This is a genomic window from Lysobacter hankyongensis, assembly GCF_039543145.1.
GTDB classification, from domain to species: Bacteria; Pseudomonadota; Gammaproteobacteria; order Xanthomonadales; family Xanthomonadaceae; genus Lysobacter_I; species Lysobacter_I hankyongensis.
This window is the reverse complement of the sequence record NZ_BAABJE010000023.1, coordinates 22,961-49,955: the sequence shown is the minus strand read 5'-3', so window position 1 is coordinate 49,955 and position 26,995 is coordinate 22,961. Positions and strand designations below refer to the sequence as shown.

The window sequence follows — 26,995 nt, the reverse complement described above, 5'->3', positions numbered from 1 at the left end:
AATCACCATGGACGATAACAGCCGGTTCTTCCCGGGCCGCTCGCCATTGGCCCCCCAGACTGCCGAGAAGGTCTTCGAGTCCGTGCGGCGCGACGCCGTAACGGCGCTGTCCGGCGTGCTGGCGGGCTTCTGGGGCGATATCGAGGAACAGGTCCGGCTCGCCGCGATCGCCAGCCACGACAGTCGCGCCATCTACGACGATCGCCTCGCGATCCGGCTGCTGAACCAGCGCGCGCTGGAGCTGGCGAGCCGCTACCGCGAATCCCTGGAAGGCGCCTTCGACCTGTGGCGCAATCCGCGCCCGCGCGGCGTCGACAACAAGAGCCTGAGCCTGATGTCCGAAGGCCAGCTCGAAGTCCATCTCGCCGGCCAGCAGATCGTGGAGCTGCTGGAGCATCAATTGATGCATCCGCTGCACATGCTGCACGAGCGGCTCGATGCGCTGGCCACCGCGCTCGGCCTGCCGCGGCAGGCGCCTGAAAACAATCCGCTGCGCCCGGACGTGCCGGTGCAGGCCTTCGTCAAACTGTTCAGTGAGGACGACCTCACCCCGGAACTGCGCCGGCTGATCTTCCTGCAGCTGGAGAAGCGGCTCTCGAAGTCGCTCGTCGACCTGTATACCAAGGTCAACAGCGCGCTGGAACACGATTTCGCGCCGCGCGAGATGCCGATTCCGCCGCAGGCCGCCGCGCCGCAGCCGTCGAATGCCGGTTGGGTGCCCGATGGTGGACTGGTCGAGAGCAATCTTCCGCAGCAGGGCGGCCATGCGAGTCCGGCCCAGCCGACGGCGACCCCGTGGGGCTACCAGGGCGGCCAGCCCATGGGTGGTCACGCGATGGGTGCCCACCCGATGGGTGCCCACCCGATGGGCGGCCAGTCCATGGCCGGCGGCGATCAGGGCGTGGGCGGCATGCTGTCCGACGGCAGCCGTCCGCTGCGCTATCGCGAAACCGTGCACCAGCAGCTGCGCGCCTGGCGCCAGAGCGTCCTGCGCCGCGGTTCGATGCCGCCGCCGTCCTCGGCGCTGGTCGGCGTCCGCGTGCTGGCGCCGCAGGAACTGCTGGGCATCGCGTCGATGCTGCAGGGCGACGATCCCGCGCCCTACGTCCGTGCGCTGACCGGCGACGACAGTCGTCCGCTGTCGGCCGTCATCCGCGACCAGATCGTCACCGGCTCGCGTCAGCTCGGTCTCGATCCCACCCAGACCCGCTTCAACGAAATCGACGAGGATGCGATCGATCTCGTCGGCATCCTGCTGCAGACCCTGGCCCACAGCCATGCCGCGCTGGGCCGTTCGCGCGCGCTGTACGGACGGCTGGTGGCGCCGTATCTCAAGCTCGCCCTCAGCGACGACAGCCTGTTCGACCAGCGCGCCCATCCGGGACGCAAGCTGCTCGAAGCGCTGAGCGAAGCCTGCGACGGCAACACCGGCGAATCGCCGCAGGATCAGCAGACTCTGACCCACGCCGAACTGGCGGTGGATCGCGTGGTCGAGGACTATCGCGACGACAAGGCGATCTTCGAAATGGCCGCGTCGGAACTGCGCGACCATCTGGATCAGCAGAAGAAGATTCGCGACATCGCCGAGCAGCGCGCCGCGGAAGCCGTCGGCGGCCGCGAACGCCTGCAGCACGCGCGCCGCGCGGTCGACGAACTGCTGGTCTCGCGCCTCGGCCAGCGCTCGCTCACCGACGGCATCGCCGAATTCCTCACCGGTCACTGGCGCCACCATCTGGTGCAGACGTGGCTGCGCGAAGGCCCGAGCTCGGCCCAATACCTCTCCGCGCTGTCGATCGGCGACGGCCTGATGCAGGCCGATGCCGATGCGGCGCGCTGCGAGGGCGGTCGCGTCGCCGACAAGATCCTCGAACTGCAGGGCCCGCTGGGGCGCTGCTATGCGAGCTGCGGGCTCGACGCGTCGGCCGCGCGCGATTCGCTGGCGAAGATCGTCACCTCGCTGGCGTTCCCCGATCAGCCGCGTACGGTGCATCCGGTGACGGTGGAAGAGCCGGTCGTCGAAGCCAGCGACGCGGCCAACTGGGGCGGCCTGCGCCTGGTCGGCGGCAACGACCTCAACGACATCGATCTGTCGATGGCCGCGCGCATGCGTCGCCTGCGCGTCGGCCAGAGCCTGCGCCTGATCGAAGAAGACGGCCGCGAGAGCACCGCCCGCATCGCGTGGGTCAGCCCGCTCACGTCGCGCTTCCTCATCGTCAATCGCCGCGGCATGCGCAAGCTCGTGGTCTCGCCCGAAGAACTGGCCGCGCTGGTCGCCAAGGGTCGGGTCGCGCTGCGCTCGTCCGAGGCGCCGTTCGACGAAGCCATGCGCGACATGTGGCAGCAGCTCGGGCAGAGCCGCGCCGCGGTGTCCTGATCGGCGACGCATCGTCGGCATCGCGCTCGGAAGGGCCGCACGACCTCGCGTCGGCGGCCCTTTTCGTTGGCGTGTCCGCCGTGTCGTCATCGGTCGCCCGCGCACCTGCTAGGATGCCGGCAACCGGTTCGAAGCGATGGGGAGGCAGGGAATGACGGACACTGCGGAACAGGCGGCACAGGCGACGGCTGCGAAAGTGATCATCGGTGCGGTACGCGAAACCGCTGCGGGCGAGCGCCGCGTCGCGCTGACGCCGGAAACCTGCAAAAAACTCGTCGCCGCAGGCGCCACGGTGCGCATCGAGCGCGGCCTCGGCAGCGGCGCGCACGCCGCGGATGCCGCCTACGCCGATGCCGGTGCCGAAGTCCACGACAGCGCCGACGCAGTGCTCGGCAGCGCCGACATCGTGGTCTGCGTGCAGCCGCCGCCGGCGGCGGCCATCGCCACGATGAAATCGGGGGCGGTGCTCGTCGGCATGCTGCAACCGCAGGGCGACGCCGCCCGCGGCGAGGCCATCCAGGCCCGCGGCATCGTCGCCTTCCCGCTGGAACGCCTGCCGCGCACCACCCGCGCCCAGGCCATGGACATCCTCAGCTCGCAGGCCGGCATGGCCGGTTACAAGGCGATGCTGATCGCGGCGCAGCTGGCGCCGAAATTCTTCCCGATGCTCACCACCGCCGCCGGCACCATCCGTCCATCGAAGGTGCTGGTGATCGGCGCCGGTGTCGCCGGTCTGCAGGCGATCGCCACCGCCAAGCGCCTCGGCGCGCAGGTCGAAGGCTTCGACGTGCGTCCGGAAACGCGCGAACAGATCGAATCGCTGGGCGGCAAGTTCCTCGACCTCGGCGTCAGCGCCGCGGGCGAGGGCGGTTACGCCCGCCAGCTCACCGACGAGGAGCGCGCGCTGCAGCAGCAGCGTCTCGCCGACCATCTGAAGAACGTCGACGTGATCGTCGCCACCGCGGCCGTGCCCGGTCGCCCGGCGCCGAAGATCGTCAGCGCCGCGATGGTCGCCGGCATGAAGCCCGGCAGCGTGATCGTGGACCTCGCCGCCGAGACCGGCGGCAACTGCGAGCTCACCCGCCCCGGCGAGATCGTCATGCACGACGGCGTTACCGTCTCCGGCCCGCTGAACCTGGCCAGCAGCGGCGCCATGCACGCCAGCGACATGTTCGCCCGCAACGTCTTCAACTTCGTCTCGCTGCTGCTCGACAAGCAGGGTGCGCTGCGGTTCGACTGGAACGACGAACTGCTGGCGAAGACGGTCTGGCCGGAGCGCGCCGCGGGCTGAGTCGCTTCCGCCCGGTCTGGTCTTGCCGGCCCTGGTCCGGCAAGACACGGCCCGTGCGTCGATCCGGATTCCGCAGTATGCTCGGCCCGCAGGTCGCGGCGCGGCAGGGGCGTCCGACCGCTCACGCAGGAGAACGACGATGAGCGAACGCTTTGCGGGACAACAGGCCGGCGCGCCGGGCCAGGAAGACGGCCCGCGCAACCTCGGCGCGCACGCCGTGGCCGCACCCGATCTGGACCGCTCCGGTCCGATGCTGCAGGCCCCGCAGAAACAGAAAGAACTCGAAATGAATCCGGCCGAGCGCCAGTTGTTCGAGCGCGCGATGACGCTGGTGCAGAACAAGACCGGCATGACCGAAGACGACGCGAAGAAGGTCGCCACCGACGTGGTGCTGACCGCGCGGCACACGCCCGGCATTTCCGAGAAGCCCGAATACATGGACGTGCGCAACGGCCACGTGATGATCGCCGAGCGCGTGGGCAAGGAACCGATCTTCAACGGTTACGTGAACGTCGAACAGTCGCGCAACCAGAGCCCCGAGCAGATCAACGACAAGCTCACGGCCCAGAATCAGCAGCGCGAGCAGCAGCAGGCGCAGGAAGTGCGCGCGCAGCGCGAAGCCGAATCGCGCAACGCGTTCCAGGTCGGCGAGGACACGCTCGCCTGGAAGGCATCCGCGCACCGCACGCTCTGAGGTCTGTTTGCAATCTCAGCGAGGCGGCTGTATTGCCAGCGGATATCGTGCTTTTCGTCTCTCGTGCAGATGCACGCGGACGGCAGTGAGCCTGCATCGCATCAGGGAACCGCTGTGGGAGCGACGGAAGTCGCGACGCTTTCCCGAGCGCTTTAGCTTTCATTCGGCCGTTTGAAACCCGCAGCTCGTCGCGACTTCCGTCGCTCCCACAGGGGCTCCGGTGACATATCAGGCCGATCTACCGCTGCCATCGGAACAATTTAAACAGGCTCTGAGGTCTGCGGCAGCGGCCTGAGCGCAGCGGCCTTCCGTGAACGAAAACGGCGCCTTCCGGCGCCGTTTTCGCGTTCCGCGATGTGAACCCCGACCTTACTTGGTCGCGGCCGCCGCCGGCGCGCCCGGCGCCGGCGGCGGATTCGCTTTCATCATCGTATCGCGCGCGGCGCGGAACGGATTGCCGGCATACCAGTTCGGCCAGCCCTCGCCGTTGGCGAGCACCGCGCCGACCTCGTACACCGCGGTCAGATCTTCCATCGCGCCATCGAGCTTCCACGTCGCCGGGTCGTACTGGTCCCCGGGCTTGTGATAGCGGTGCTCGTTGTAATCCTTGCCGGCTTCGCCGCCATCGCGCAGATCGTTGCCGCCATCGGTGTACAGCGCGGGCACGCCGGCCTTGGCGAAATTGAAGTGATCGGAGCGGAAGTAGTAGCCGCCGGCCGGATTCGGTTCCGCCACCAGCGTGCGTCCCTGTTTGTCCGCGATCGGTCTGAGGATGTCTTCCAGTTCGGAATTGCCCATCCCGATCACGGTCAGATCGCGCGCGCGGCCGGCCACGCTCATCGAGTCGAGATTGATCACGGCGACGGTGCGGTCCAGCGGGATGGACGGATGGGCGACGTAGTACTTCGAACCGAGCAGCCCGGATTCCTCCAGCGTGACCGCGGCGAACAGCACCGAGCGCTTCGGCTTGCCGATCTTCGCGAACTGTTCGGCCATTTCCAGGATGCCCGCGACGCCGGTCGCGTTGTCGACCGCGCCGTTGTAGATGTTGTCGCCGGGTTCGTCCGGATGCTTGCCGAGATGGTCCCAGTGCGCCGTATAGACCACGGCCTCGTCCGGGCGCTCGGTGCCGGGCAGCAGCGCGAGCACGTTGCGCGATTCCTTCTCGGCGATGGTGCTCTTCAGCGTCGTGCTCATCTTCGCCGGCAGGGTCACCGGCTTGAAGCCGCGCTTGCCGGCGGCGGCGCGCATCGCATCGAGATCCAGACCGGCGTCCGCGAACAGCGTCTTCGCCTGCTCGCCGGTGATCCAGCCCTGCAGCGGCACCCGCGGCGCCGGATCGTCGGCCGTGCGCAGATCGTACTGCGCGCCCGACCACGAGTTCTTCACCACCTCCCAGCCGTACGACGCGCCTTCGGTGTCGTGGATGATCAGCGCCGCCGCCGCGCCCTTGCGCCCGGCTTCCTCGAACTTGTAGGTCCAGCGCCCGTAATAGGTCATGCGGTTGCCGTCGAACAGATTCGCGTCCTTCGCGTGGAACCCCGGATCGTTGATGAGCATGACCACGGTCTTGCCCTTCACGTCGACGCCGGCATAGTCGTTCCACTGCTGCTCCGGCGCGTCGACGCCGTAGCCCACGAACACCAGCTCGCTGGCATCGATCTTCACTTCAGGCTGGCCGGTACGCGTGCCGATCACCATGTCGCTGCCGAATTTCAGCGTGCGCGGTGTGCCCTTTACGTCGATGGTCAGCGACGAGGTTTCGTCGGCGGTGGTTTCCATCATCGGCACGACCTGGAAATAACTGTCGCCGTTGCCCGGCTTCAGCCCCATGCGCTCGAACTGCGCCTTCAGATATTCGACGGTCTTCTCTTCGCCCAGCGTGCCCGGCGCACGGCCCTCGAATTCATCGGAGGCCAGCACGCGCACATGCTCGCCGAAATCGGCGGCATCGATCGCGTCCTTGAACGCGAACGCCGCCGGCTTCGGCGCTTCGGCGGCGGGTTTCGGTGCCTCGGGCGTCTCCGCGCCGCGCTGGCAGGCGGCGAGCGCGGCGGTGGCGGCGAGGGTTAACCAGAGGGTCTTGGGCAATGTGCGGCTCATCGGGCGGCTCTCGTAGCGCGGGAAACAGGGGCCGGGAGTCTAGCAGCCACCCTCCGCCGCAGTATCGCCCACGCCGCCGGTCGGCAGGTCGCCAGCCACCTGTGAAACCCGAGCTCCGGCTGGGTAGACTCGGAGGAGCCAAGGAGGGAACGGGGGGCGACATGGGGCGACCGAATGCGGCCGGTGATGATGCGGAGCGCAACGAAAGCGATGTGAACCTGTGGAGAGTCGAGCCCGAAGATTCGGCCGACAGGCCCAAGCCGATCCTGGATGTGATCTTCATTCACGGCCTCGGTGGGCATCATGAAGTCACATGGCGTAACTCGGAAAAGGAGATGACTTGGCCGCAGCGGGTCGCCAATGCGCATCGGGACGCGCAGGTGTGGTCCTTGCGCTATCCCGCAAACATCGGTGCAGTAGTCTCGCTTGGCGAGGTCGATCAACCCGGGATTCGTGGATTGGCGTTGTTGGCGGCAGCGCGGATGCGGGATAACCGGATCGGCGAACGCCCCGCGGTTTTCGTTTGTCACAGCCTTGGCGGCTTGTTGGCCAAACGCATCCTGCTCGACGCTCGAGGGCAAGATCCTGCCAGTCGTGATCGTTTTCTTCATGAAGGTGTTCACGCCGTCATGTTCTGCGGTACGCCGCATCGAGGGTCTGCGTTGGCCAATGTGTTGAAGGGGGCTGAGTGGGTCAAAAACATCGCTCCGGGCGCGCTGATGGTGGGGCTCGGCTTGGATGGTGCGCGCTATGCGGGCTGGGTGGCGAAGTGTGCTTTCAGGACCAGCCAACTAATCGATGAGCTCGAGAGAAACGATATCGGCCTCCAACATCTCAATGAGGACTTCAGGGCGTACTACGAGTCGCGGGCGGGAACTGATTTCATTGTTCGTGTTTATGCCGAAGCCAAAGGCATGAGGCTTGGAATCTTTCGCACGTTGATGGTGGTGCCGTCTGAGAGCGCAGATCCCAATCTGAGGGTCGGCACATGGCCCAAAGTGCAGGTGTTGCCCGTCACGGACAAGGACCACAGCGAATTGGTCAAGCCTACCTCCGACATCGACTGGGTGGTCGAAGGTCTGGATGCCCTGATTCGCCAGGTTGCGGAGAATGATTTCGATCTTGGAGTGGAGGCACACTGGCCGCGTCGGATCGGCATGCTCATCCATGCAGAATTGTTTAAATGCCAGGACCTGCTTGACCTCAGCTGCTTTCGTAGAATATCGAAAGGCATGCCCCCTAGTGCGGCCGAACACTTGTATGCGGCCAGGCAGTTGGCGACTTCCGAAGGTGAAGCTGTCCTGGATCTCTTGGCCGAGATTGGCAGGTCGGTCGGTGAAATCCCAAAAAATCACGGCCGTTTCGATGATCTATGCGACGCTCTGTCCCGTATTGGTTCCATCTTGCTGATGGCTTACCTGCGTGAGGATGTCGACCGTCCTGCAGGCGTGGGAGAGGTGTTGAAGATTGATGTGCCGGCATTGGATCGAGACGAGCAACGGTTGCTGATGGCAGAAATCCTGCATGCCAGCCTCAGGAATTGGCCGGCAAAGTTTCAGGTAAAGGAAGGCAGGCTGCTACCAGGGAGTTGGATTCTCGGCTCATCGGGACAGGCCCCTGGCTCATGGCGGGACGAGGATCATCTGAATCATCTGGCGAATCGCATCCTCGATCCCGTCATGGTGCGCAAACCGCCGCATGCATTGGCCGGACATGATCGGACGCAATGGCCGAAAAGAGCGAAGTCCGTCGGTGGTGTCGCGGATGAAGATCGTCTCCAGGACGCCCGTGATCGACTCGGAGCCTTGTTGCGCTATCAAATGGGCGTGGTGTTGGATGCGCATGGCGCTGATTCGCCGTACAGCGCGCCTGAAATGCGCGATCGTCTTGGACGCGCATTCGGCGAGTTGATCACGTTGATGTTGCCGGTGCAGGGCGATGCTGTTGACCTGAAGAAGAGGCGGATGCTTGGTAAGGCTTATCAGAATGTGCAAGTGTTTCTCGTCAATGTCCAGAATGCGAGGAGAAAGGCGTCTTGACCGAAAAAAATGCAGTGCATCCGAATCCAAGCAACGATCTCGCCGATCCGCATTTTTTCGACGAATCTCTCCCGCTCGAGGGCGATGCCCGATATCTGCTCGATGACCGCGCGAAGCTTGCCGTGCGCATGGCCTGGGCCACATCGCGTCCGCTGCTGGTGGTGGGCGAAGCCGGCTGCGGCAAGACCCGGTTGGCGCAGGCGCTAGCGAAGGCTTGGGGTGTACCCTTGTTCGCGCGGACCATCCATGCGCGCACCGAGGCGCAAGACCTTTTTTTCCATTTTGATGCGATTGCGAGACTTTCGGATGCGCAGCTACGATCCGCGCTGGGTGCCCTCGGGCCAGCAATCGACGCTGTGAAACCAAAGTATTGCGATCCGCTGAAGCCATCCCATTATCTGCGTCCCGGCCCGTTGTGGTGGGCGATCAACGCGCCCAGCGCATGGCGGCTCAATGATGGTCGGCCGGATCCTTTCAAGGTGATCGCGCCCTACGGCATGCCGCCGGAGTGGTCTGGTGGTGCCAGCGTGATATTGATCGATGAGGTCGACAAGGGCAGTGACGAATTGGCGGAGAGTCTGCTGGAGTTGCTGGATGAGAAACGATTTTCAGTGCCTTGGACAGGCCAGGAGGTTCTTGGCGATCCGAAGTCCGAGCCATTCCTGCTGTTGACCTCCAACGGCGCCCGCCAACTCCCCGCGCCGTTCCTGCGCCGCTGCATTGTGCTGGCCATGCAGTTGCCGACTGATGGGTTGGTCGATTGGCTGATGAAGCGTGGGCGATTGCATTTCACTGCGTCAAAGATCAAGGACGATGCACTTCGTCGTGCGGCGGAATTGATCGACGAGGATCGGCGCAGCGTGTCGTCGAAGCAGCGCTACAGGCCTGGTGTGGCCGAGTACATCGATCTCTGCGAAGCGATCACCGAATTGGCCGCGAATGCCTCTGCGCACGAGCAAATTGCTTTGATCGAAAGTCTTGCGCCCAGCGTCACTTCGCATAAGGGCGAAGCGAACAGGCTGCAAGGATGATGGTCGCGGATACTTGGCCAGTGGTATGAGCACTTCTCGTCGCGCTCCCGTCTCATGGAGCGATCTGCTCCGCTACCAGTCCTTCTCCGGGGCTGCGGAGGAGATTATTGAAGCGGCGAAACTGCTGGGCTTGCCGCAGGTCATTCTGCCTGCGCGTGCGGTACGCAGAGAGAAAACGCACAAACCGCGGATCGGCGAGTCGTCGTCATCGAAATCCATCGAGGCGCGGTTTCGGCTGCCGTTGCGTTGTCCGCAGGGATTCACCGTTCGCGTGGAGCGCGGCGAACGGTCTGTGGCGGTGAAGCCCAAGTCCTTGCCCGACTGGGAGCCGCAGGAGGCGGCGGCTGTCGAGCGCATGCTGGATATCAATGGGGATCCACCCGTCGCGCAGACCCTGTTGGACCTGCCGCGACTGCAAACGCGATGGCGCAGCATTCTGCAGTCGCGGCGACCAGGCCCGTTGGATCTCGAGCGCATGGTGCAGGCGCTGGCGCGGACCGAGTGGCCGGCCCCATTGCCGCAACGCCCCCGGGCGTACCGCGTTCAAGATCTGCATCTGTGCGTCGATGTCCACCCGGATCGTCAGTTCCTGATCGACGACTGCATGGTCTGCATGGACCAATTGATCGCGTCCCGTCCCGGGGCGCAGCTGTTCCTGCATTCGATCGAAGGTCCGTGGTGCTGGCCTTCCGTGCTCGACAGCATCGTATCCGGGCATGCCGTGCTGCTGCTCGCCGAGCCCAGGCTGATGCCTGTGGACGAGCGGCGCAGATGGCGCGACATCGAGGCCCAACTGGTCGCGCAGGGGGCCACGGTGGTGTGGTCGCTGGACTGGCGACCTGAAGCTTGGGCCGCTACGTCTGACGATCAGCCGCGTTTCGTCCACGTGCTGCCTGTGGGAGGTGACCTCACGCAGAGTCCGCCTCCTGCGGATGCCGCCGATCTGTCGCGACTGCTGGCCTGTCTGGCACCGGCAATGACCGTCGAACCCGCCCTGGTCCGCGCGATGATTCGGGCATTGCGTCTGCCGGGCGGCCTTGCGCTGGAACGGGAGGTCTGGTGCCACCCGGATCTGGATGGCGCGCTGCCGTTCAGGCAATGGCATTGTGGCCCGCAGCGCGAATACCTGCAGCGGCTGCGGCAACACCCGCCCGAGGTCATCGATGCCTGCTGGGCCGTGCTGGCCGAGTCGCACCGTCACCGCAGCCAGGTGCAGCGCGATCAGGAATTGCTGGACTGGGCCGATGCTGCGGACGAGGGTGGTGTCGCCCGTCGTGACATCATTGCGGAGTTCGATCAGGCCAAATCGCGCTATGCACGCGTCGCGCAGCATCTGTTGCAACTTCGCGATCATGCCGATGTCGTCGGGCTGACTGGTGTCAGCAGCCCCGGTGTGATTCGTGCCGCCGCCATGCAACGATTGCACTCGCTGCCCGAGTGTCTGGGTGCTGACCGCGCGTACCTTGAGCGACTCCTGCTTCAGGCTGCCCAGCCCTCTGATGGTGCGCTGTCACCGCGCGGCAGCGAGGTCGATGACAAGGGCGGCCCACTGAGCGTCTGGCTGTTCCAACAAGGCCAGCGTCTGCTTCTGGTGCCAATCGACTTTGTCGGTCCGGGCGTGGCCATGACCGCGATCACCATTGATCGGCGCTGGTTGTTTGTGGAATGCGATGGCGTGTCTCGTGTGATCTGGTGCCCGTGCGATGCGCTGGTGTCAGGGGGCATCGAACTGGTCAAATGGGAACGCATGCCGCCGAACAGCGTTCGCGTGCGAGGCGTGACGGATCGGTTGTGCATCGATGCGGTCGCCCGGCCGCACTGGGCCGCCGAGTTTGCGGTGCAACCTGCGTGGGCAGGGCGTTGGGTCACGGACCGTTCCAACATGGGGTGGGGAGCGGATGGCCTGTTCCACTGGCCGGACGGACAGCCGGTGACCATGGAGCCCTCCGCACCGGAGGGTGTGGTCTACAGCACGCCGAAGGGTTGGCAGTTCGAGATCGACCGATATGGTCCACGGCTCTCTTTGGAAGTTTCCGGGAATGAATCGATCGATGCGCAACGGGTGTACTTCCGCTACCTCCCCCCGGGCAGCTACCTCCAAGGCTCCCCCCCCAGCATCGGCGACAACGACGAACACCCCCGACACCCCGTCACCCTCACGCAAGGCTTGTGGCTGGCCGAGACCCCCTGCACCCAGGCGTTGTGGCAGGCGGTGATGGGCATGAACCCGAGTCATTTCAAAGATGGCGCGGATGCGCCACGGCGGCCGGTGGAGAACGTGTCCTGGGACGACGCGACGGCATTTCTGAAACGACTGCAGCGCCTGCTGCCGCCCGGTTGCGAGGCGGTGCTGCCCACCGAAAGCCAGTGGGAATACGCCTGTCGCGCCGGCACGCAGACCAAGTATTGGTGGGGCGACGAGCCCGATGACGCCCGTGCCAATTGGAATGGACAACACGAGAGCACCACCCCCGTGGACCGCTACCCGCCCAACCCCTGGGGGCTATACGACATGCATGGCAACGTCTGGGAATGGTGCGCCGATGGCGACCGCGATTACGCCGACTCGCCAGCGCGGGACCCGGAGGGGCCCAGCGCAGGCGAATCGCGCGTGGTGCGCGGCGGTTCGTGGTTCTACCACCCCGACCTTGCCAGCGCCGCTTCCCGCAACAGGAGGCTCCGCAGGTTCGCCATCCGGGGCGACGGCTTCCGCTTTGCCCTGAGGTCTCCCTGTGGGCCGGTGGCCCCGCCCGCAGGGCCAGGCCCATCGCGCCGGGGTGGGGCGGCCGCACCGGCGGCGGAGCCACCCCGGCGGGCTCGCGGCAAAGGGCCGTTATTTCGGGGCAAGGATCAAGACAAGGACAGGCCCGAATGAGTCTGCACTGCTTTTTCATCGCAGCAAGGCAGCCGGAGCCGGCGCACAGCGAGGTCGATCGTTTTTCAAACGACCGGTTGATATGCAATGGGACTGCAGTGCATTCGCTTTTTGCTGTCATTCCAGCGAAGGCCGGAACCCAGACTTTTGCAATGACGATGCCAAGCGGGATCCCGGCCTTCGCCGGGACGATGGCTGAAATACAGTTGCCTTCATTGCGCGGACCGATGTTCGGGCGTCGTGTCGCATTTGCACATGGCGAGACAACGCATGTGGCCCGCTGAAGACGCATGGCGCGCGCCCATCGGCGACTTCCCGCCGCCCTGGGCCAGCGCCTGGGGTGACGATCCCTACGGCCTCTGGGCCGATCTCACCGTCAATGGCGTGACTCAACGGATGCGGTGGATCGAGCCGAGCGGGCCAGAGGGTTTCTGGATGGGGTCGACAAAGCAAGAGCGGGCCGCGATAGAGAACAAGGATGTTCGTGCATGGGCCGACAAGTCCGAACATGCCCCGCGCCGTGAAAGGGTTGCGCAAGGCTTCTGGCTGGCGGACACGCCGTGCACTCAAGCTTTCTGGCATGCGGTGACGGGCACGAACCCCAGCTATTTTAAGCGAGGCGCTGATGCGCCAAAGCGCCCGGTTGAGAACGTCAGCTGGGTCGATGTGATGGCGCAGTTCATTGCGCGCTTTGCGCAGCATCCGGATTGGGGCACGGGAGAGCGTCTGTGTTTGCCAACCGAAGTGGAATGGGAATATGCGGCGCGTGTTGGGACGCGCACAGCGTACTGGTGGGGAAATCAGGTTGACTATCGTCGAGCCAACTGGAACGAACGGCACAAGCGCACCACGCCTGTTGACCGCTACCCACTCAACTCGTGCGGCCTGTACGACGTACACGGCAATGTGTGGGAATGGTGTTCGGACGCTTGGGGTCCGCGTCGTGACGCGCTGGGCGCGCGGTCGGACGAGGTGTTTCGCGTTGTCCGTGGCGGTTCGTGGTTCAACCACCCTGGATCCGCCCGCGCCGCATACCGCCTTAGGAGGCCCGGCGGGGGCGCTAGCTGGGACCTCGGCTTCCGCTTTGCCCTAAAGTTTCCCGGCGGGCCGGAGGCCCGTGGCAGCGGGGCGGGCCGGTAGGCCGGCCCCGACGTGCAGTGCTAGGCCGGATGGTGCGGTCGCCGTAGGCGGCCGCGCCGCGTCGTTGATCAACTCAATGCTTTCAGCGGTCTGAAGGCCGCTCTACCAGCGGGAATGCGTTGCGCGACATCACGCAATGTGGAATGGCGCAAGGCGGCCTCTCTCGGAGACCGCGTGATTTTGTATCGCCGATCTTCGCGTAAACGCAGAACCCGCCCTCAATCCTTCGGCGCCGTCGCTCCGTCGTAGCGCACGGCGGTGGCGCCGGTGACCTGGCCGATGCGGGCGGTCTTGTGGACGTAGAGGTTCACTTCGCGCTTGAACACCAGCGGGCCTTCGACCACTGCATTCGGGCCGATGACGATGCGCGGTTTGCGCTGTTTGGTCGCGACCGGCATCCAGTTGCCGCTCGGCTTCTCGATGGTGATGCCGCCGCGCACGTGCGAGCCGATGCCGACGGTGATGTCGCCGTTGACGGTGCTGATGCTGCCGCTCACGTCGGTGTCGACGATGCCGATGGCGCCGTTCACGGTTTCGATGTCCTTGCTCACCGCGCCGCCGCGGCCGACGAAGATGCTGCCGTTGACGGTCTCGATGCTGGTGGCCTGGCCCTGTTCGTCGAGGCGGATGCTGCCGTTCACGGTTTCCAGCGACCCGGCGGTGACCCGGCCTTCGGCCTTGATGCTGCCGTTGACGGTTTCGGCGTCGCCGATGCGGGCGCCTTCGGCCAGGCGGACGCTGCCGTTGACGGTCGAGATGTCCTGCGCCTTGGCGCCGGCCTCGACGCGCACGCTGCCGTTCACGCTCGACAGATCGCCGTAATCCTCGCCGGCGTGGGCGGTGATGCTGCCCATGACCTTGTCGATGTCCTTGCCGGCGTGGGCGACGGGCGCGAGCAGGACGAGCGCGAGGGTGGACGCGATGGCGACGCCGAGAGCGGATTTGGTGGCATGCATGGGATGACCTCTTCTGAACACGTGAGACCCGGGGGAGGGGCCGGCAGGAGCAGGATGCGGCCGCTTCGCTACAATCGCATCTGTCCTAAGTCACTGCCCCGAAGGTCACATGTCCGCTGCCGCCCGTCCGAAGCCCGTGGTGCTGATGATCCTGGACGGCTGGGGCCATCGCGAAGACCCGACCGACAACGCGCTGGCGCTCGCCGAACTGCCGAACTGGCGTCGGCTGTGGGCGCAGCGGCCGCACACGTTGATCCACACCGAGGGCCGCCATGTCGGTCTGCCGGACGGGCAGATGGGCAATTCCGAGGTCGGGCACATGAATCTCGGCGCCGGCCGCATCGTGTACCAGGATCTGACCCGCATCGACGCCGCGATCGAGGACGGCAGCTTCTTCGCCAACGTCGAACTGCGCGCCGCCTGCGACGGGGCGAAGACCGCCGGCGGCACCCTGCACGTGATGGGCCTGCTGTCGCCGGGCGGCGTGCACAGCCATGAACTGCACATCTTCGCGATGCTCGATCTGGCCGCGCGCGCAGGCGTGCCGCAGGTCGCGGTGCATGCGTTCCTCGACGGTCGCGACATGCCCCCGAAATCGGCCGAACCCAGCCTGCGCGCGCTGCAGGCGAAGTGCGACGCGCTGGGCAATGCGCGGATCGCGTCGGTGAGCGGCCGTTACTTCGCGATGGACCGCGACCAGCGCTGGGACCGCGTGCGCCGCGCCTGGGACGCGATGGTCGAAGCGCATGCGGACCATCGTGCGTTCGATGCCCTGGCGGCGCTGCGCGACGCCTACGCCCGCGGCGAGAACGACGAATTCGTGGCGCCGACGGTGATCGAGGGCGCGCAGCCCATGCGCGACGGCGACGCGATGGTGTTCATGAATTTCCGCGCCGACCGCGCGCGCCAGATCACCGCGGCCTTCGTCTCGCCCGCCTTCGACGGCTTCGATGCGGGCGTGCGGCGCCCGGCGCTGTCGCGCTTCGTCTGCCTCACCGAATACGACGCGAAACTGCCGGCGCCGGTGGCCTTCTGCCCGGACGATCTGCGCAACACGTTGGGCGAAGTGCTGGCCGCGCACGGCAAGACTCAGCTGCGGATCGCCGAGACCGAGAAATACGCGCACGTCACCTTCTTTTTCAGCGGCGGCCGCGAGGACCTGTATCCGGGCGAAGCGCGCATTCTGGTGCCCAGCCCGAAGGTCGCGACCTACGATCTGCAGCCGGAAATGAGCTGTCCCGAAGTCACCGCGAAGCTGGTCGATGCGATCGCCGGCGGCCGCTTCGACGTGGTGGTGTGCAACATCGCGAATCCCGACATGGTCGGCCACACCGGCGATCTGCAGGCGGCGATCCTGGCCGCGCAGGCGGTGGACGTGGCCATCGGTGCGGTCGAGATCGCGGTGCGCGCGGCCGGCGGCGCGCTGCTGATCACCGCCGATCACGGCAATCTCGAAATGATGCGCGACCCCGCGACCGGGCAGCCGCATACCGCGCATACCGTCGGCCCGGTGCCGTTTGTCTATGTTGGCGAGCGCGCCGATGCGCAACTGCGCGACGGTGGCGCGCTGCGCGACGTGGCGCCGACGATTCTCGATCTGCTCGGTCTGCCGCAGCCGGCCGAGATGTCCGGCCGCAGTCTGCTGGCCGCCGGATGACGCCTGCGCGCATGCGGCATGCCCTGCGCCCGCTGTGCGCGCTCGCGCTGCTTGCGCTGCTGCTGTTGCCGCAGGCCGGCGCGCAGCAAGCCGGTGTGCAGCAGGCCGGCAAGCCCGCGGCGAGCCCGGACGCGCAGCGCCGCCTGGAGAAGGTCCAGCGCGAGTTGAAGGATGTCGCCGCCGAGCGCCGTCGTCTCGAAGGCCAGCGCGGCGCCGCGAGTCGCGAACTGCGCGCGGTGGACGAGCGCGTCGCCAGTTCCAGCCGTGCGCTGTACGAAGCCGAGCGCCAGTTGGCGCGCGAACAGACCGCGCTGGCCGAACTCGGCGCGCGCCGCGAAGATCTGCTGCGCCAGCAGGCCGGACAGCGCCGCGAACTGGCCGCGCTGCTGCGCGCCGCGCATGCCCAGGGCGATCAGGGGCCGTTGAAGCTGATGCTGGCGCAGGATCGCGTCGCCGACGCCCAGCGCCAACTGGTGTACTACCGCTATCTGCAGCGCCAGCGCCTGCAGCGCACCGCCGCGCTCAGCGCCGAACTCGCCGAACTGGAACGCGTGGAAGCGCAGATCGCCGCCAAACGCACGGCGCTCGACGCCGCGCGCGAACGCCAACAGGCGCAGCTGGCCGCGCTGGCCCGCGATCGCCGCAGCCGCGCCGCGACCCTCGGCGAACTGGAACAGCGCTATCGCGACCGCCAGGCCCGCGAGCAGGCGCTGGGCAGCGACGCCAAGGCCCTGCAGCAACTGGTCGCGCGGCTGCGCGCGGCGGCGGCCAAGGCGGCCGCCGAACGGGCTGCTGCAGAGCGGGCCGCCGCCCAGCGCGACGCCCGCAATGCCGCAGCCCGCGCCGCCAAACCCACGGCGCCGCGGCCGGGCGAGCGCGCGACGCCGCGACCGCCGCGGCAGACCGCCAACGCGGCGCCGGTACGGGTGGGCGGCTTCGGCTGGCCGCTCTCGGGCAACCTGCTCGCCGGATATGGCGGACGCATGCCCGACGGTCGCGCCAGTCATGGCCTGCTGATCGCGGCGGGTCTCGGCACGCCGGTGCGCGCGGTCGCGGACGGCAACGTGGTCTTCGCCGAATGGATGACCGGCTATGGTCTGATCCTGATCGTGGACCACGGCAACGGCTATCTCAGCCTGTACGCGCACAACGAATCCCTGCTGAAGGATGTCGGCGCCGCGGTGAAGCGCGGCGATGCCGTCGCCCGCGTCGGCAACTCCGGCGGGCTGGCGCAGCCGGCGCTGTATTTCGAACTGCGCCGCAACGGCCAGCCTGTCGATCCGGGCAGTTGGCTCCGGCGGCAGTAAACGGTACGGTGAACGGCAGCCGCACGGCGCGTGAACCAGTCGCGTCCGCCGCGGTCCGACCGAGCAGTCCTTTCCGGAGTCGTCGATGTCCCGTCCGTTGTCCGCGTCCTTTCCCTTCCGCGTCCATGGCTTGGCCGGCCTGCTCGCGTTCGCGGCCTGCGCCGCCGTGCCGGCGATGGCCCAGGACGCGAAGCCCGCGGCGCCCGCCGTGAAAGCGTCCGCCGATGCCGACGCCGGCAAGGTGCCGCTGGAAGAGATCCGGCGTTACGTCAACGTGTTCAACGCGGTCAAGCACGCCTACGTCGAGCCGGTGGAGGACCGCAAACTGATGCAGTCCGCGATCCGCGGCCTGCTGTTCGATCTCGACCCGCACAGCACCTATCTCGTGCGCAGCGACGCGCAGGCCTTCGACGAGGACGCGAACGGCGCCTACGACGGCATCGGCGTCGAAGTGCAGCAGCAGCCCGACGGCAGCATCCTCGTGATCGCACCGATCGACGACACGCCCGCGGCGCGCGCCGGCATCAAGCCCGGCGACGTGATCGTCGCCGTCGACGGAAAACCGCTCACGCCCGAACAGGCCGACAGCAATCCGCTGCGCGGCGAACCGGGCAGCAAGACCGTACTCACCGTGCAGCGCGAAGGCGCGAAGAAACCGCTGGAGATCGCCGTCCAGCGCGACACCATCCGGGTCAGCAGCGTGCGCAGCCGCATGCTCGAACCCGGCTACGCCTACCTGCGCATCAGCGCGTTCCAGGCCGATACCGCGAACGATTTCGAAGCCCATGTCGACAAGCTGCAGGCGCAGGCCGGTGGCGCCGCGGGCCTGCGCGGGCTGGTGCTCGATCTGCGCAGCAACCCGGGCGGTCTGCTGACCTCCGCGGTGCAGGTCGCCGACGATCTGCTGGAGAAGGGCGGCATCGTCAGCACCCGCGGTCGCAATCCGGTCGCCGACACCGCCTTCAGCGCGACCCCCGGCGACCGCATGCGCGGCGCGCCGGTGGTGGTGCTGGTCGATGCCGGTTCCGCCAGCGCCTCGGAAGTGCTGGCCGCCGCGCTGCGCGACAACCAGCGCGCGCAGGTCGTCGGCAGCCGCACCTTCGGCAAGGGCTCGGTGCAGACCGTGCTGCCGCTGGACAACGGCGACGCGGTGAAGCTCACCACCGCGCGCTACTACACGCCCAGCGGCCGTTCGATCCAGGCCCGCGGCATCGATCCTGACGTGGTGCTGAAACCCGACGGTGCCGCCGCCCGGCCCGGCGAATACTCCGAAGCCGCGTTGCCCGGCCACCTGCGCGGCGACCAGGAAACCGACGGTGTCGGCGTCGGCGACGTGCTGGAAGGCGAAGCGCCGATCACCGCCGCGCTCGCGGTGCTGAAGAAGCAGGTCGCCGCACTGCCTGCCGCCGATCGGCGCTGAGACCGCGTTTCTCCTGAGCCATACCCATGACTTCCGGCCTTGGGCCGGAAGTCATCAGGGCTGATGGCCCGTCTGCGTGCTCGTGCCGCTCCCCTAGGATGATGCGATCCGTCCGCAGCCGCGGACCCGTCTCCGGGGACTCTCCATGCTCGCGATCCGCGACCTCAGCAAGACCTACGCCAACGGCGTGCATGCGCTCGACCACGTGACCCTCGACATCCCGCGCGGCATGTTCGGCCTGCTGGGCCCGAACGGCGCCGGGAAGTCGTCGCTGATGCGCACGCTCGCGACCCTGCAGGAGGCGGACAGCGGCACCGCGACCCTCGACGACGGCAAGGGCGGTCGCATCGACATCCTTCGCGACAAGGACGCGGTGCGCCGCCAGCTCGGCTATCTGCCGCAGGATTTCGGCGTGTATCCCAAGGTCAGCGCGCTCGATCTGCTCGAACATTTCGCGGTGCTGAAGGGCCTGGTCGACCGCAGACAGCGGCGCGAAGTCGTCGACGGTCTGCTCCAGCAGGTGAATCTCTGGGACGTGCGCAAGCGCAAGCTCGGCGGTTTCTCCGGCGGCATGCGCCAGCGTTTCGGCATCGCCCAGGCGCTGCTGGGCGATCCGCGCCTGGTCATCGTCGACGAACCCACCGCCGGTCTCGACCCCGAGGAGCGCAACCGCTTCCTCAACCTGCTCGCCGAGATCGGCGAGAACGTCGCGGTGATCCTGTCCACCCATATCGTCGAGGACGTGACCGATCTGTGTCCGTCCATGGCGATCATGAACAAGGGCAAGGTGTTGCTCACCGGTCGCCCGGCCGACGCCATCGGCGCGCTGGAGCAGCAGGTGTGGCGCAAGCAGGTGGAGAAGGCCGATCTCGAGCGCTGCCTGCGGGAATTCACCGTGCTGTCGACGCGCCTGGTCGGTGGCCTGCCGGTGATCCACGTGTTCAGCGCCGAACGTCCCGAAGACGGTTTCGAGCAGGTCGCGCCCGATCTCGAGGACGTGTACTTCCAGCGTCTGCGCCAGCACGCCAAGGCCGCCTGAGGAGCCCGCCATGTTCGAGTTCCTCCGTTTCGAGCTGCGCCAGCAGCTGCGGTCTCCGCTGTTGTGGCTGATGGCGCTGCTGTTCGCGCTGCTGGCGTTCGGCGCCACCACCTCCGACGCCGTCCAGGTCGGCGGCGGCATCGGCAACGTCAACCGCAACGCCCCGGTGGTGACGGTCAATCTGATCGGCGCCTTCACCCTGCTGGGCATGCTCTTCATCGCGATGTCGATCAACGGTGCGCTGCTGCGCGACTTCGAGCAGGGCACCGCCGAGCTGTTCTTCGCCAGCCCCATCCGCCAGCGCGACTATGTGCTGGGCAGGATCCTCGCCGCATTGATCTGCTGTCTGGCGCTGTATGCGGTGATCGGGTTCGGCGCCTTCCTCGGGCCGCTGATGCCCTGGGTGGATGCCGCGCGGTTGGGGCCGGTATCGCTCTCGCCGTATCTGTGGGTCTATGCGGTCATCGTCGTGCCCAACCTGCTCTTCACCACGGCGCTGCTGTCGTTGCTGGCGATCGTCAGCCGCAGCATTCTCTGGGTGTACATCGGCGTGCTGGCCTTCATCATCCTGTATATCGTCGGCGAAGTGCTGATGACCGATCTGGACAACGTCTGGATGGCGGTGCTGAGCGACCCGCTCGGGATGCGCGCGTTCGACCGCACGGTCCGCTACTGGTCGGTCGAGCAGCGCAACACCCTGCTGCCCGAGTTCGGCGGATACCTGCTCGCCAATCGCGCGCTCTGGGCGGCGATCGGCATCGGCCTGATCGTCGCATGCTTCCGCTTTTTCAAGACCGAGCGCAGCGGCACCGCCCGCGGCTGGCGCAAGCCGAAGGCCGGCGCGCGGACGGAAGCGCCGGCGCAGGTCGCCGCGGCCTCGCGCGCGATCGCGCCGCCGCGGGTCGCACCGCGATTCGTCGCCGCGACCGCGGTCTCCCAGTGCCTGCAACAGCTGCGCTTCGATACGCTGAGCGTGCTGCGGGGCGTTCCGTTCATCGTGATGCTGCTGTTCGCGATGGTGAACTTCGTTCCGAACGCCATCTACGCGCAGACCATGTACGAAACCCCGATCCATCCGGTGACGTCGCAGATGCTGCTGTCGCTGCAGGGGTCCTTCAATTTCGTGCTCGTCATCATCGTGCTGTTCTACGCCGGCGAACTGTTCGGCAAGGAGCGCGGCGCGAAGATCCATGAGGTCACGGACGCGATGCCGGTGCCCACCTGGGTGCCGCTGGCGGCGAAATTCGGGGCGCTGGTCGCGGTGGTCCTGTGCTTCCAGGCGATCGGCAGCCTCACCGCGATCGCGATCCAGCTCGCCAAGGGGCATACCCAGATCGAGCCCGCGCTCTACGCGAAAGCGCTGGCGATCAATTCCGTCCGCTTCGTGCTGATGGCCGGTCTCGCCCTGTGCCTGCAGGTGCTGACGAACAACAAGTTCATCGGCTACGCGGCGATGCTGGTGGTCATCATCGGCCAGGTCGTGCTCGGCACGCTCGACTTCACCCACAATCTGTATCTCTACGGCGGCGCGCCGGGAGCGCCGTATTCCGACATGAACGGCTACGGCCATTTCCTGGTCGGGCGCTTCGCGTTCCAGAGCTATTGGGCGCTGTTCCTGCTGGTGCTGCTGCTGTTGTCGGCGGCGCTTTGGGTGCGCGGCAACGCCGGAGGCCTCCGCGAACGCATGCGCGTCGCCGGTCAGCGCATGCGCGGCCCGCTCGGCGTCGCCACCATCGCCGCGGGTCTGGCGTTCGTCGCGATGGGTGGTTATCTGTTCTGGAACACCAACGTCCGCAACACCTATCGCTCGCCCGACGAACAACTCGATCTGCAGGCCCGATACGAACGCGAATACAAGCGTTACGCGAACCTTCCGCAGCCCAGGATCGTCGCCACCCGGGTCGATATCGACCTGCGTCCGGAGACCCGCAGCCTCTCCGCCGACGGCATGTATCGCATCCGCAATCCGCACGCGGCGCCGATCGACCAGATCCATGTCGCCATGGAAGAGGACGAATCGCTGAAGCGGATCGATCTGGGCGGCGCCGACCTGATCCGGCACGACAAGGATCTGGGCTATCGCATCTATCGCCTGAAGCGTCCGATGGCGCCCGGCGAGACCCGCGAGATCCGGTTCCGGGTGGAACTGGCGCCGAACGGCATCGCCAACACGCCCGGCCCGCGGGAGGCGCAGATCGTCGAGAACGGTTCGTTCTTCAACAACAGCTATTTCCCCGCGTTCGGCTACAGCGAAGGCGCGGAGATCAGCGACCCGAACGAACGCCGCAAGCGCGGCCTGGGCGAGCCGCGGCGCATGCCCAAGCTGGAGGATGCGGCGGCGCGCGCCAACAACTACCTGACCGACGACGCCGACTGGATCGACTTCAAGACCACCATCTGCACCGCGCCGGACCAGATCGCGCTGTCGCCCGGCTATCTGGAACGCGAGTTCACCCGCGACGGCCGGCGCTGTTTCAGCTACGCGATGGACCGCCCGATCCTCGCTTTCTATTCCTATCTCTCGGCGCGCTGGCAGGTCACCCGCGGCAAGTACAAGGACATCCCGATCGAGATCTATCACGACCCGAAGCACGCCTACAACGTGCCGAGGATGATCGAGGCGATCCAGAAGTCGCTGGCCTATTACGAGCGCAACTTCACGCCGTATCAGCATCGCCAGGTGCGGATCATCGAGTTTCCGAACTATTCGCGCTTCGCGCAGTCGTTCCCCAATACGATCCCGTTCTCGGAATCCATCGGTTTCATCGCCGATCTGGACGGCGAAGAGGCGATCGACTACGTGTTCTACGTCACGGCTCACGAGATCGCGCATCAGTGGTGGGCGCATCAGGTGATCGGCGCCAACGTGCAGGGCGCGACGGTCCTGTCCGAATCGCTGTCGCAGTATTCGGCGCTGATGGTGATGGAGAAGGAATACGGACGCGACAAGATGCGCCGATTCCTGAAGTACGAACTGGACCGCTATCTGTCCGATCGCGGCGGCGAGCGGATCGAGGAACTGCCGCTCTACCGCAACGAGAACCAGCAGTACATCCACTATCGCAAAGGTTCCCTGGCGTTCTATCGGCTGCGCGAGGAGGTCGGCGAGGATGCGTTGAATCGCGCGCTGAAGCGCTTCCTGCAGGACAAGGGCTATCAGCAGCCGCCATACACCACCTCGAAGGAGCTGCTGGATTACATCCGCGCCGAGGCCGGCCCTGCGCACGAGGGTCTGATCGTCGACCTGTTCGAGAAGATCAGCTTCTACGACAACCGGGTGGAGACCGCGTCTGCCACGAAACGCCCCGACGGCAAGTACGAAGTCGTGCTCGATCTGCGCGCGGCCAAGATGTACGCCGACGGCACCGGCAAGGAGACCGCCGGAAAGATCGACGACTGGATCGAGGTCGGCGTGTTCGCGCGCGGCCCGTCGGGCGAGGAAAAGGACGAGAAGCCGCTGTATCTCAAGCGTCACCGCATCACCACGGAGAATCCGAAGATCACCGTGGTGGTGGACGCCGAGCCGTACGAAGCCGGGTTCGATCCCTACAACAAGCTGATCGACCGGGTGTCCGCGGACAACCGCAAGCGGGTGAGTCTGTAACTCTCGGGAAGGATGCGGCGGCGCGCGGAGTGCGTGCCGTCGCATCCGGATTCCGCGGTCGCCGGGATCAGCGCGGTTTCGCCGGCAAAGGGAACGGGGTGACCACGGTTTCGCCGCTCGCCGCGTCGCGGATCGCGGACTGGCCTTTCTTCTCGACTTCCTCGATCCGCACGATGCTCTGCATCGGCAGATGCAGCACCCGGGTGCCGCCGAATTCGTCGCGCAGCCGTTCCTCGGTGGGATCGACCACCAGCCCGTCGTGCACATCGAACGCCAGCCCGGCCACTTCGATGAACCCCCACAGGCTGCCGCTGGTCACGCGCTCCGCGTACAGCTCGTAGATCTTGCCGTGGTTGTGGAAGGTGATCTTGTAAAGCGTCTTGGCCATGGCGGAGGGGAGGCGAGGGGCGACAAGGGGCAGATGCGGTCGGTAGCCTGCCGATGCAAGAGTCGGTTCGCGAAGAGGGCGGGGCGATGCCGGAGGATTCAATAGCCCTGGCTGTGGCGCAGGCGTCGGGCGATGCCGGCGCGGGCGGACAGCGCGAAGACCACGCCGAACAGGAAGCCGGCGATGTGCGCGCTCCAGGCCACCGCGCCGAAGGCCGGACCGATGTAGGCGAACACGACCTGCAGGATCGCCCAGACCCCGATCAGCAGGGAGGCCGGCGCGCGGATGAATTCCAGGAACAACCCCAGCGGCACCACCACGCCGAGCTTGGCGCGCGGGAACAGCGCGAGATAAGCGCCGATGACCGCCGAGACCGCGCCGCTGGCGCCGATGACCAGTCGTTCGGGCGTGCCGATCATGAACACCGCGGCCAGATTGGCGAGCGTGCCGCCGAGCAGGAACAGCGCCAGGAAGCGCCACGGTCCCATGGCGCGCTCGGCGGGCAGTCCGAAGATCAGCAGGAACACCAGATTGCCCAGCAGGTGGGCCCAGTCGGCATGCAGGAACATCGCGGTGAACAAGCGCAGCCAGCGTTCGTTCGCCCACAGCGCCAGCCAGGTGTCGGCGGCGGCGGGGCCGCCGGTCAGCGCGCCCCAGTCCTGCAGCAGTCCGCGCTGGATCGCTTCCGGCCGGGTGCTCGCCCACAGGTAGGCCAGCCACAGCGTCGCGAAGACCAGCGGCGTGGCCCAGCGCAGGCCGGATGTCCGGCGGGTCGGAAGCTGAACGAACATCGCGCGAGTATGCCGAAATTCCCATGAATCCATGGGGCGCGGTGCGACAAGCGGTTGTTAGCTTCAGGTTAACTTGCGCGGTATAGTACATACGGCGTCGTACGTCGGGAGGGGGTTTCCGGCAGGCGCGGCACGGGCGAGGAAATACGCCCGGCCGCACGGCGCAGACCAAAAAATCCTGTCCACGGAGACGCAAGCACAATGCATACCCACAACCGCTTCATCCAGATGTCCGCGCTCGCGCTCGGCATCGCCGGCGCGCTGGCCTTCGGCCAAGCCCAGGCCTCGGGCTTCCAGCTGAAAGAAAACAGCGTGAAGGCCATGGGCCGCGCCTTCGCCGGTTCCGGCGTCGCCACGGGCGACGCATCCGTCGTCGTGAACAACCCGGCGACCATGACTTCGTTCGAGGGCACCACGATCCAGGCCGACGTGACCGTGATCGACCTCAACGCCAGCTTCGACGGTAGTGGTTATGCCGCGACCGGTACCCCGCTGGCCCGTCCCATCACGGGCAGCGATGGCGGCAATGCCGGCGGCGCGACGCCGGTTCCGGCCATGTCCCTCATCCACAAGTTCAGCAACGGCCTCACCGTCGGCGCGATGGTCAGTGCGCCGTTCGGTCTGAAGACCGAATATGACAACGGCTGGGTCGGTCGCTACCACGCGCTCACCTCCGACCTGAAGACCGTCGATCTGACCCTTTCCGCCGCTTACGAAATCGTGCCGGACCGCTTCTCCGTCGGCGCCGGCATCGTCTACGAGCGCGCAGAAGCGGAGCTGTCGAAGGCCGTCGATTTCGGCTCGGCGCTGGCGCTCAGCAGCGTTCCCGGCTTTGCCCCGCAGTCGGCCGACGGTGAAGCGGTCATCACCGGCGACGACACGGGCTTCGGTTACATCTTCGGCTTGAACTTCCGTCCGACCGACAAGCTGGCCATCGGCCTGTCGCATCGCTCCGAAATCGACCACGAGCTGCAGGGCAAGGCCGACTGGACCGTGCCGAGCAACGCCCGCACCGTGTTCAACGCGATCGGCCGCAGCGCGCTGTTCAACGACGGCAAGGCCAGCGCCAAGCTGACCACGCCCAGCGTGACCACGCTGAGCGTCGCCTATCAGCTCAACGACAGCCTCGCGCTGATGGCCGACTACACCGAGACCGACTGGCATTCGCTGGAAGAAATCCGCATCGACTTCGGCAATGCGGATCCGGATTCGGTCGAGGACTTCAGCTGGGGCGACACCCGTTTCTGGTCGATCGGCGCCGAATACAAGCTCTCCGAGGCCTTCACGCTCCGCGGCGGTTACGCCTACGACGAAACCCCGACCACGTTCGCCACGCGCACCCCGCGTCTGCCCGATGAAGACCGTCGCTGGTATTCGCTCGGCCTGACCTGGAACATGAGCGAGAACGTCGAGATCAATGCGTCCTACACCCGCATCGAACCGGATACGCCGAAGATCGGCATCATCGACGCCGCCAACCGCCACGCCCTGTTCGGCGAGTTCAGCAGCGACGTGAATCTGTTCGGTCTTTCCGGCCGTTACAGCTTCTGATCGCAGTCGCATCGCGTCATGCAAAAAACCCCGCTCAGGCGGGGTTTTTTGTCGGGCATCGTCGAAGCGTCGCGTTGAGGCGGTCAGCGGCACCACTGGTCTTCGCAGGGCACGCCGTCGTGATCGCCGTCCATCGCGGTACTCGGGCAATTGCGCAGCACCCACTTCGCGTCCGCGCAGGAGCGCATCTGGCCGCAGTGCGTGCGTCCGTCGCAGCGCGCCGCCGGTGCCGCGGACAGCGGGGATACCGTTTGCGATGGCGCCGCCGGTGGCGGTACGTAAGTGGTGGTGCGGAACGCCTCGATGAGCTGATGGCCAGCGAGCATCGCGATGCAGATGAACAGGGCGGTACCGATCAGACCGGAGAAGCCGCGACCCTCGCGCCTGTGCTGCGGGCGTCGCGGGCGCGAAGGCGTTTCGCGCTGCGAACGCGATGACGCTGCGGACGGCGGCTTCGACGCGCGCCTGTCGATCGACGTGAGCGTGAAATCGGCGCGCCCCGTCGCCGGAACTTCGAAGACGATGGCGCGGGCGCGCTTGCGGCCGTCGTCGCCGCTCACGATCTCGAACGACAGCAGGTCGCCGATCTGCGGCCGCCGGCCGCTGTGCGGGAACTCGGAGACGTGGGCGAAGACCTCCATCCCGGTGTCGCGGGTCTTCGCGAACCCGAAGCCGCGGTCGTCGTTCCATTTGATCAATGTGCCCTGCGTGCGCATCCGTGTCGCTCTCCGGCAG

General features: G+C 66.5%; 19 protein-coding genes. 14 read left to right on the top strand and 5 right to left on the bottom strand.

The annotated features are described in order from the left end of the window. Window positions 1–7: 7 nt before the first annotated feature. From ABD974_RS17345 to ABD974_RS17335, 3 genes are all read left to right on the top strand, one after another. Window positions 8–2,374 carry a DUF1631 family protein gene (locus tag ABD974_RS17345; RefSeq protein ID WP_345304602.1) on the top strand — a complete coding sequence of 789 codons (2,367 nt, stop codon included), beginning with the start codon at window positions 8–10 and terminating at the stop codon, window positions 2,372–2,374. Window positions 2,375–2,525: 151 nt separating this feature from the next. Further along, window positions 2,526–3,665 (top strand): NAD(P) transhydrogenase subunit alpha, encoded by a 1,140-nt coding sequence (locus ABD974_RS17340; RefSeq protein WP_345304601.1) that lies wholly within the window; start codon window positions 2,526–2,528, stop codon window positions 3,663–3,665. Window positions 3,666–3,804: 139 nt separating this feature from the next. Continuing rightward, window positions 3,805–4,359, top strand: a complete 555-nt coding sequence (locus tag ABD974_RS17335; RefSeq protein WP_345304600.1) for a hypothetical protein — start codon at window positions 3,805–3,807, stop codon at window positions 4,357–4,359. 369 nt (window positions 4,360–4,728) lie between these two features. Here ABD974_RS17335 and ABD974_RS17330 read toward each other — a convergent pair whose 3' ends face one another. Continuing rightward, a complete protein-coding gene (locus tag ABD974_RS17330; protein ID WP_345304704.1) occupies window positions 4,729–6,450 on the bottom strand; it encodes a M28 family metallopeptidase in 1,722 nt (573 codons plus the stop codon). 173 nt (window positions 6,451–6,623) lie between these two features. On the opposite strand from ABD974_RS17330, the gene ABD974_RS17325 reads away from it, so the two are divergent. The 5 genes from ABD974_RS17325 to ABD974_RS17305 are packed head-to-tail and all read left to right on the top strand — an operon-like array spanning window position 6,624 to window position 13,547. Further along, window positions 6,624–8,501 (top strand): esterase/lipase family protein, encoded by a 1,878-nt coding sequence (locus ABD974_RS17325; RefSeq protein ID WP_345304599.1) that lies wholly within the window; start codon window positions 6,624–6,626, stop codon window positions 8,499–8,501. After that, entirely contained in the window at window positions 8,498–9,532 is a 1,035-nt protein-coding gene (locus ABD974_RS17320) for an AAA family ATPase (RefSeq protein WP_345304598.1), read from the top strand. The genes ABD974_RS17325 and ABD974_RS17320 overlap by 4 nt, the downstream gene beginning before the upstream one ends. A 25-nt stretch (window positions 9,533–9,557) precedes the next feature. After that, a complete protein-coding gene (locus ABD974_RS17315; RefSeq protein WP_345304597.1) occupies window positions 9,558–12,407 on the top strand; it encodes an SUMF1/EgtB/PvdO family nonheme iron enzyme in 2,850 nt (949 codons plus the stop codon). Further along, window positions 12,404–12,691, top strand: a complete 288-nt coding sequence (locus tag ABD974_RS17310; protein WP_345304596.1) for a hypothetical protein — start codon at window positions 12,404–12,406, stop codon at window positions 12,689–12,691. Before ABD974_RS17315 ends, ABD974_RS17310 begins: the two co-directional genes overlap by 4 nt. After that, window positions 12,678–13,547: a formylglycine-generating enzyme family protein gene (locus ABD974_RS17305; RefSeq protein WP_345304595.1), complete on the top strand. Its 870-nt coding sequence runs from the start codon at window positions 12,678–12,680 to the stop codon at window positions 13,545–13,547. The genes ABD974_RS17310 and ABD974_RS17305 overlap by 14 nt, the downstream gene beginning before the upstream one ends. Window positions 13,548–13,765: 218 nt before the next feature. Here the strand turns inward: ABD974_RS17305 and ABD974_RS17300 are convergent, their stop codons facing one another. Beyond that, the gene (locus ABD974_RS17300; protein WP_345304594.1) at window positions 13,766–14,503 is read right to left on the bottom strand and encodes a DUF4097 family beta strand repeat-containing protein; all 738 of its coding nucleotides are present in this window, start codon (window positions 14,501–14,503) and stop codon (window positions 13,766–13,768) included. A 109-nt stretch (window positions 14,504–14,612) separates the two neighbouring features. On the opposite strand from ABD974_RS17300, the gene gpmI reads away from it, so the two are divergent. The 5 genes from gpmI to ABD974_RS17275 all read left to right on the top strand — a co-directional run bounded on the left by gpmI (window position 14,613) and on the right by ABD974_RS17275 (window position 23,530). Beyond that, complete coding sequence (gene gpmI, locus ABD974_RS17295) at window positions 14,613–16,160, top strand: 2,3-bisphosphoglycerate-independent phosphoglycerate mutase (protein ID WP_345304593.1); 1,548 nt, start codon at window positions 14,613–14,615, stop codon at window positions 16,158–16,160. Window positions 16,161–16,171: 11 nt separating this feature from the next. After that, the gene (locus ABD974_RS17290; protein ID WP_345304592.1) at window positions 16,172–17,467 is read left to right on the top strand and encodes a murein hydrolase activator EnvC family protein; all 1,296 of its coding nucleotides are present in this window, start codon (window positions 16,172–16,174) and stop codon (window positions 17,465–17,467) included. Window positions 17,468–17,552: 85 nt separating this feature from the next. Further along, a complete protein-coding gene (locus tag ABD974_RS17285) occupies window positions 17,553–18,887 on the top strand; it encodes a S41 family peptidase (RefSeq protein ID WP_345304591.1) in 1,335 nt (444 codons plus the stop codon). A 145-nt stretch (window positions 18,888–19,032) separates the two neighbouring features. Beyond that, a complete protein-coding gene (locus ABD974_RS17280; protein ID WP_345304590.1) occupies window positions 19,033–19,926 on the top strand; it encodes an ABC transporter ATP-binding protein in 894 nt (297 codons plus the stop codon). 10 nt (window positions 19,927–19,936) lie between these two features. Further along, complete coding sequence (locus ABD974_RS17275; RefSeq protein WP_345304589.1) at window positions 19,937–23,530, top strand: ABC transporter permease/M1 family aminopeptidase; 3,594 nt, start codon at window positions 19,937–19,939, stop codon at window positions 23,528–23,530. A gap of 67 nt (window positions 23,531–23,597) precedes the next feature. On the opposite strand, the gene ABD974_RS17270 is transcribed toward ABD974_RS17275, so the two are convergent. After that, on the bottom strand, window positions 23,598–23,918 hold the full coding sequence (locus ABD974_RS17270) for a DUF1820 family protein (RefSeq protein WP_345304588.1): 321 nt from the start codon (window positions 23,916–23,918) through the stop codon (window positions 23,598–23,600). A 98-nt stretch (window positions 23,919–24,016) separates the two neighbouring features. Beyond that, window positions 24,017–24,709 carry a rhomboid family intramembrane serine protease gene (locus ABD974_RS17265; protein ID WP_345304587.1) on the bottom strand — a complete coding sequence of 231 codons (693 nt, stop codon included), beginning with the start codon at window positions 24,707–24,709 and terminating at the stop codon, window positions 24,017–24,019. Window positions 24,710–24,910: 201 nt separating this feature from the next. On the opposite strand from ABD974_RS17265, the gene ABD974_RS17260 reads away from it, so the two are divergent. Next, window positions 24,911–26,260 (top strand): OmpP1/FadL family transporter, encoded by a 1,350-nt coding sequence (locus tag ABD974_RS17260; RefSeq protein WP_345304586.1) that lies wholly within the window; start codon window positions 24,911–24,913, stop codon window positions 26,258–26,260. 83 nt (window positions 26,261–26,343) lie between these two features. Here the strand turns inward: ABD974_RS17260 and ABD974_RS17255 are convergent, their stop codons facing one another. Next, window positions 26,344–26,976 carry an excalibur calcium-binding domain-containing protein gene (locus ABD974_RS17255; protein WP_345304585.1) on the bottom strand — a complete coding sequence of 211 codons (633 nt, stop codon included), beginning with the start codon at window positions 26,974–26,976 and terminating at the stop codon, window positions 26,344–26,346. Window positions 26,977–26,995 lie beyond the last annotated feature (19 nt).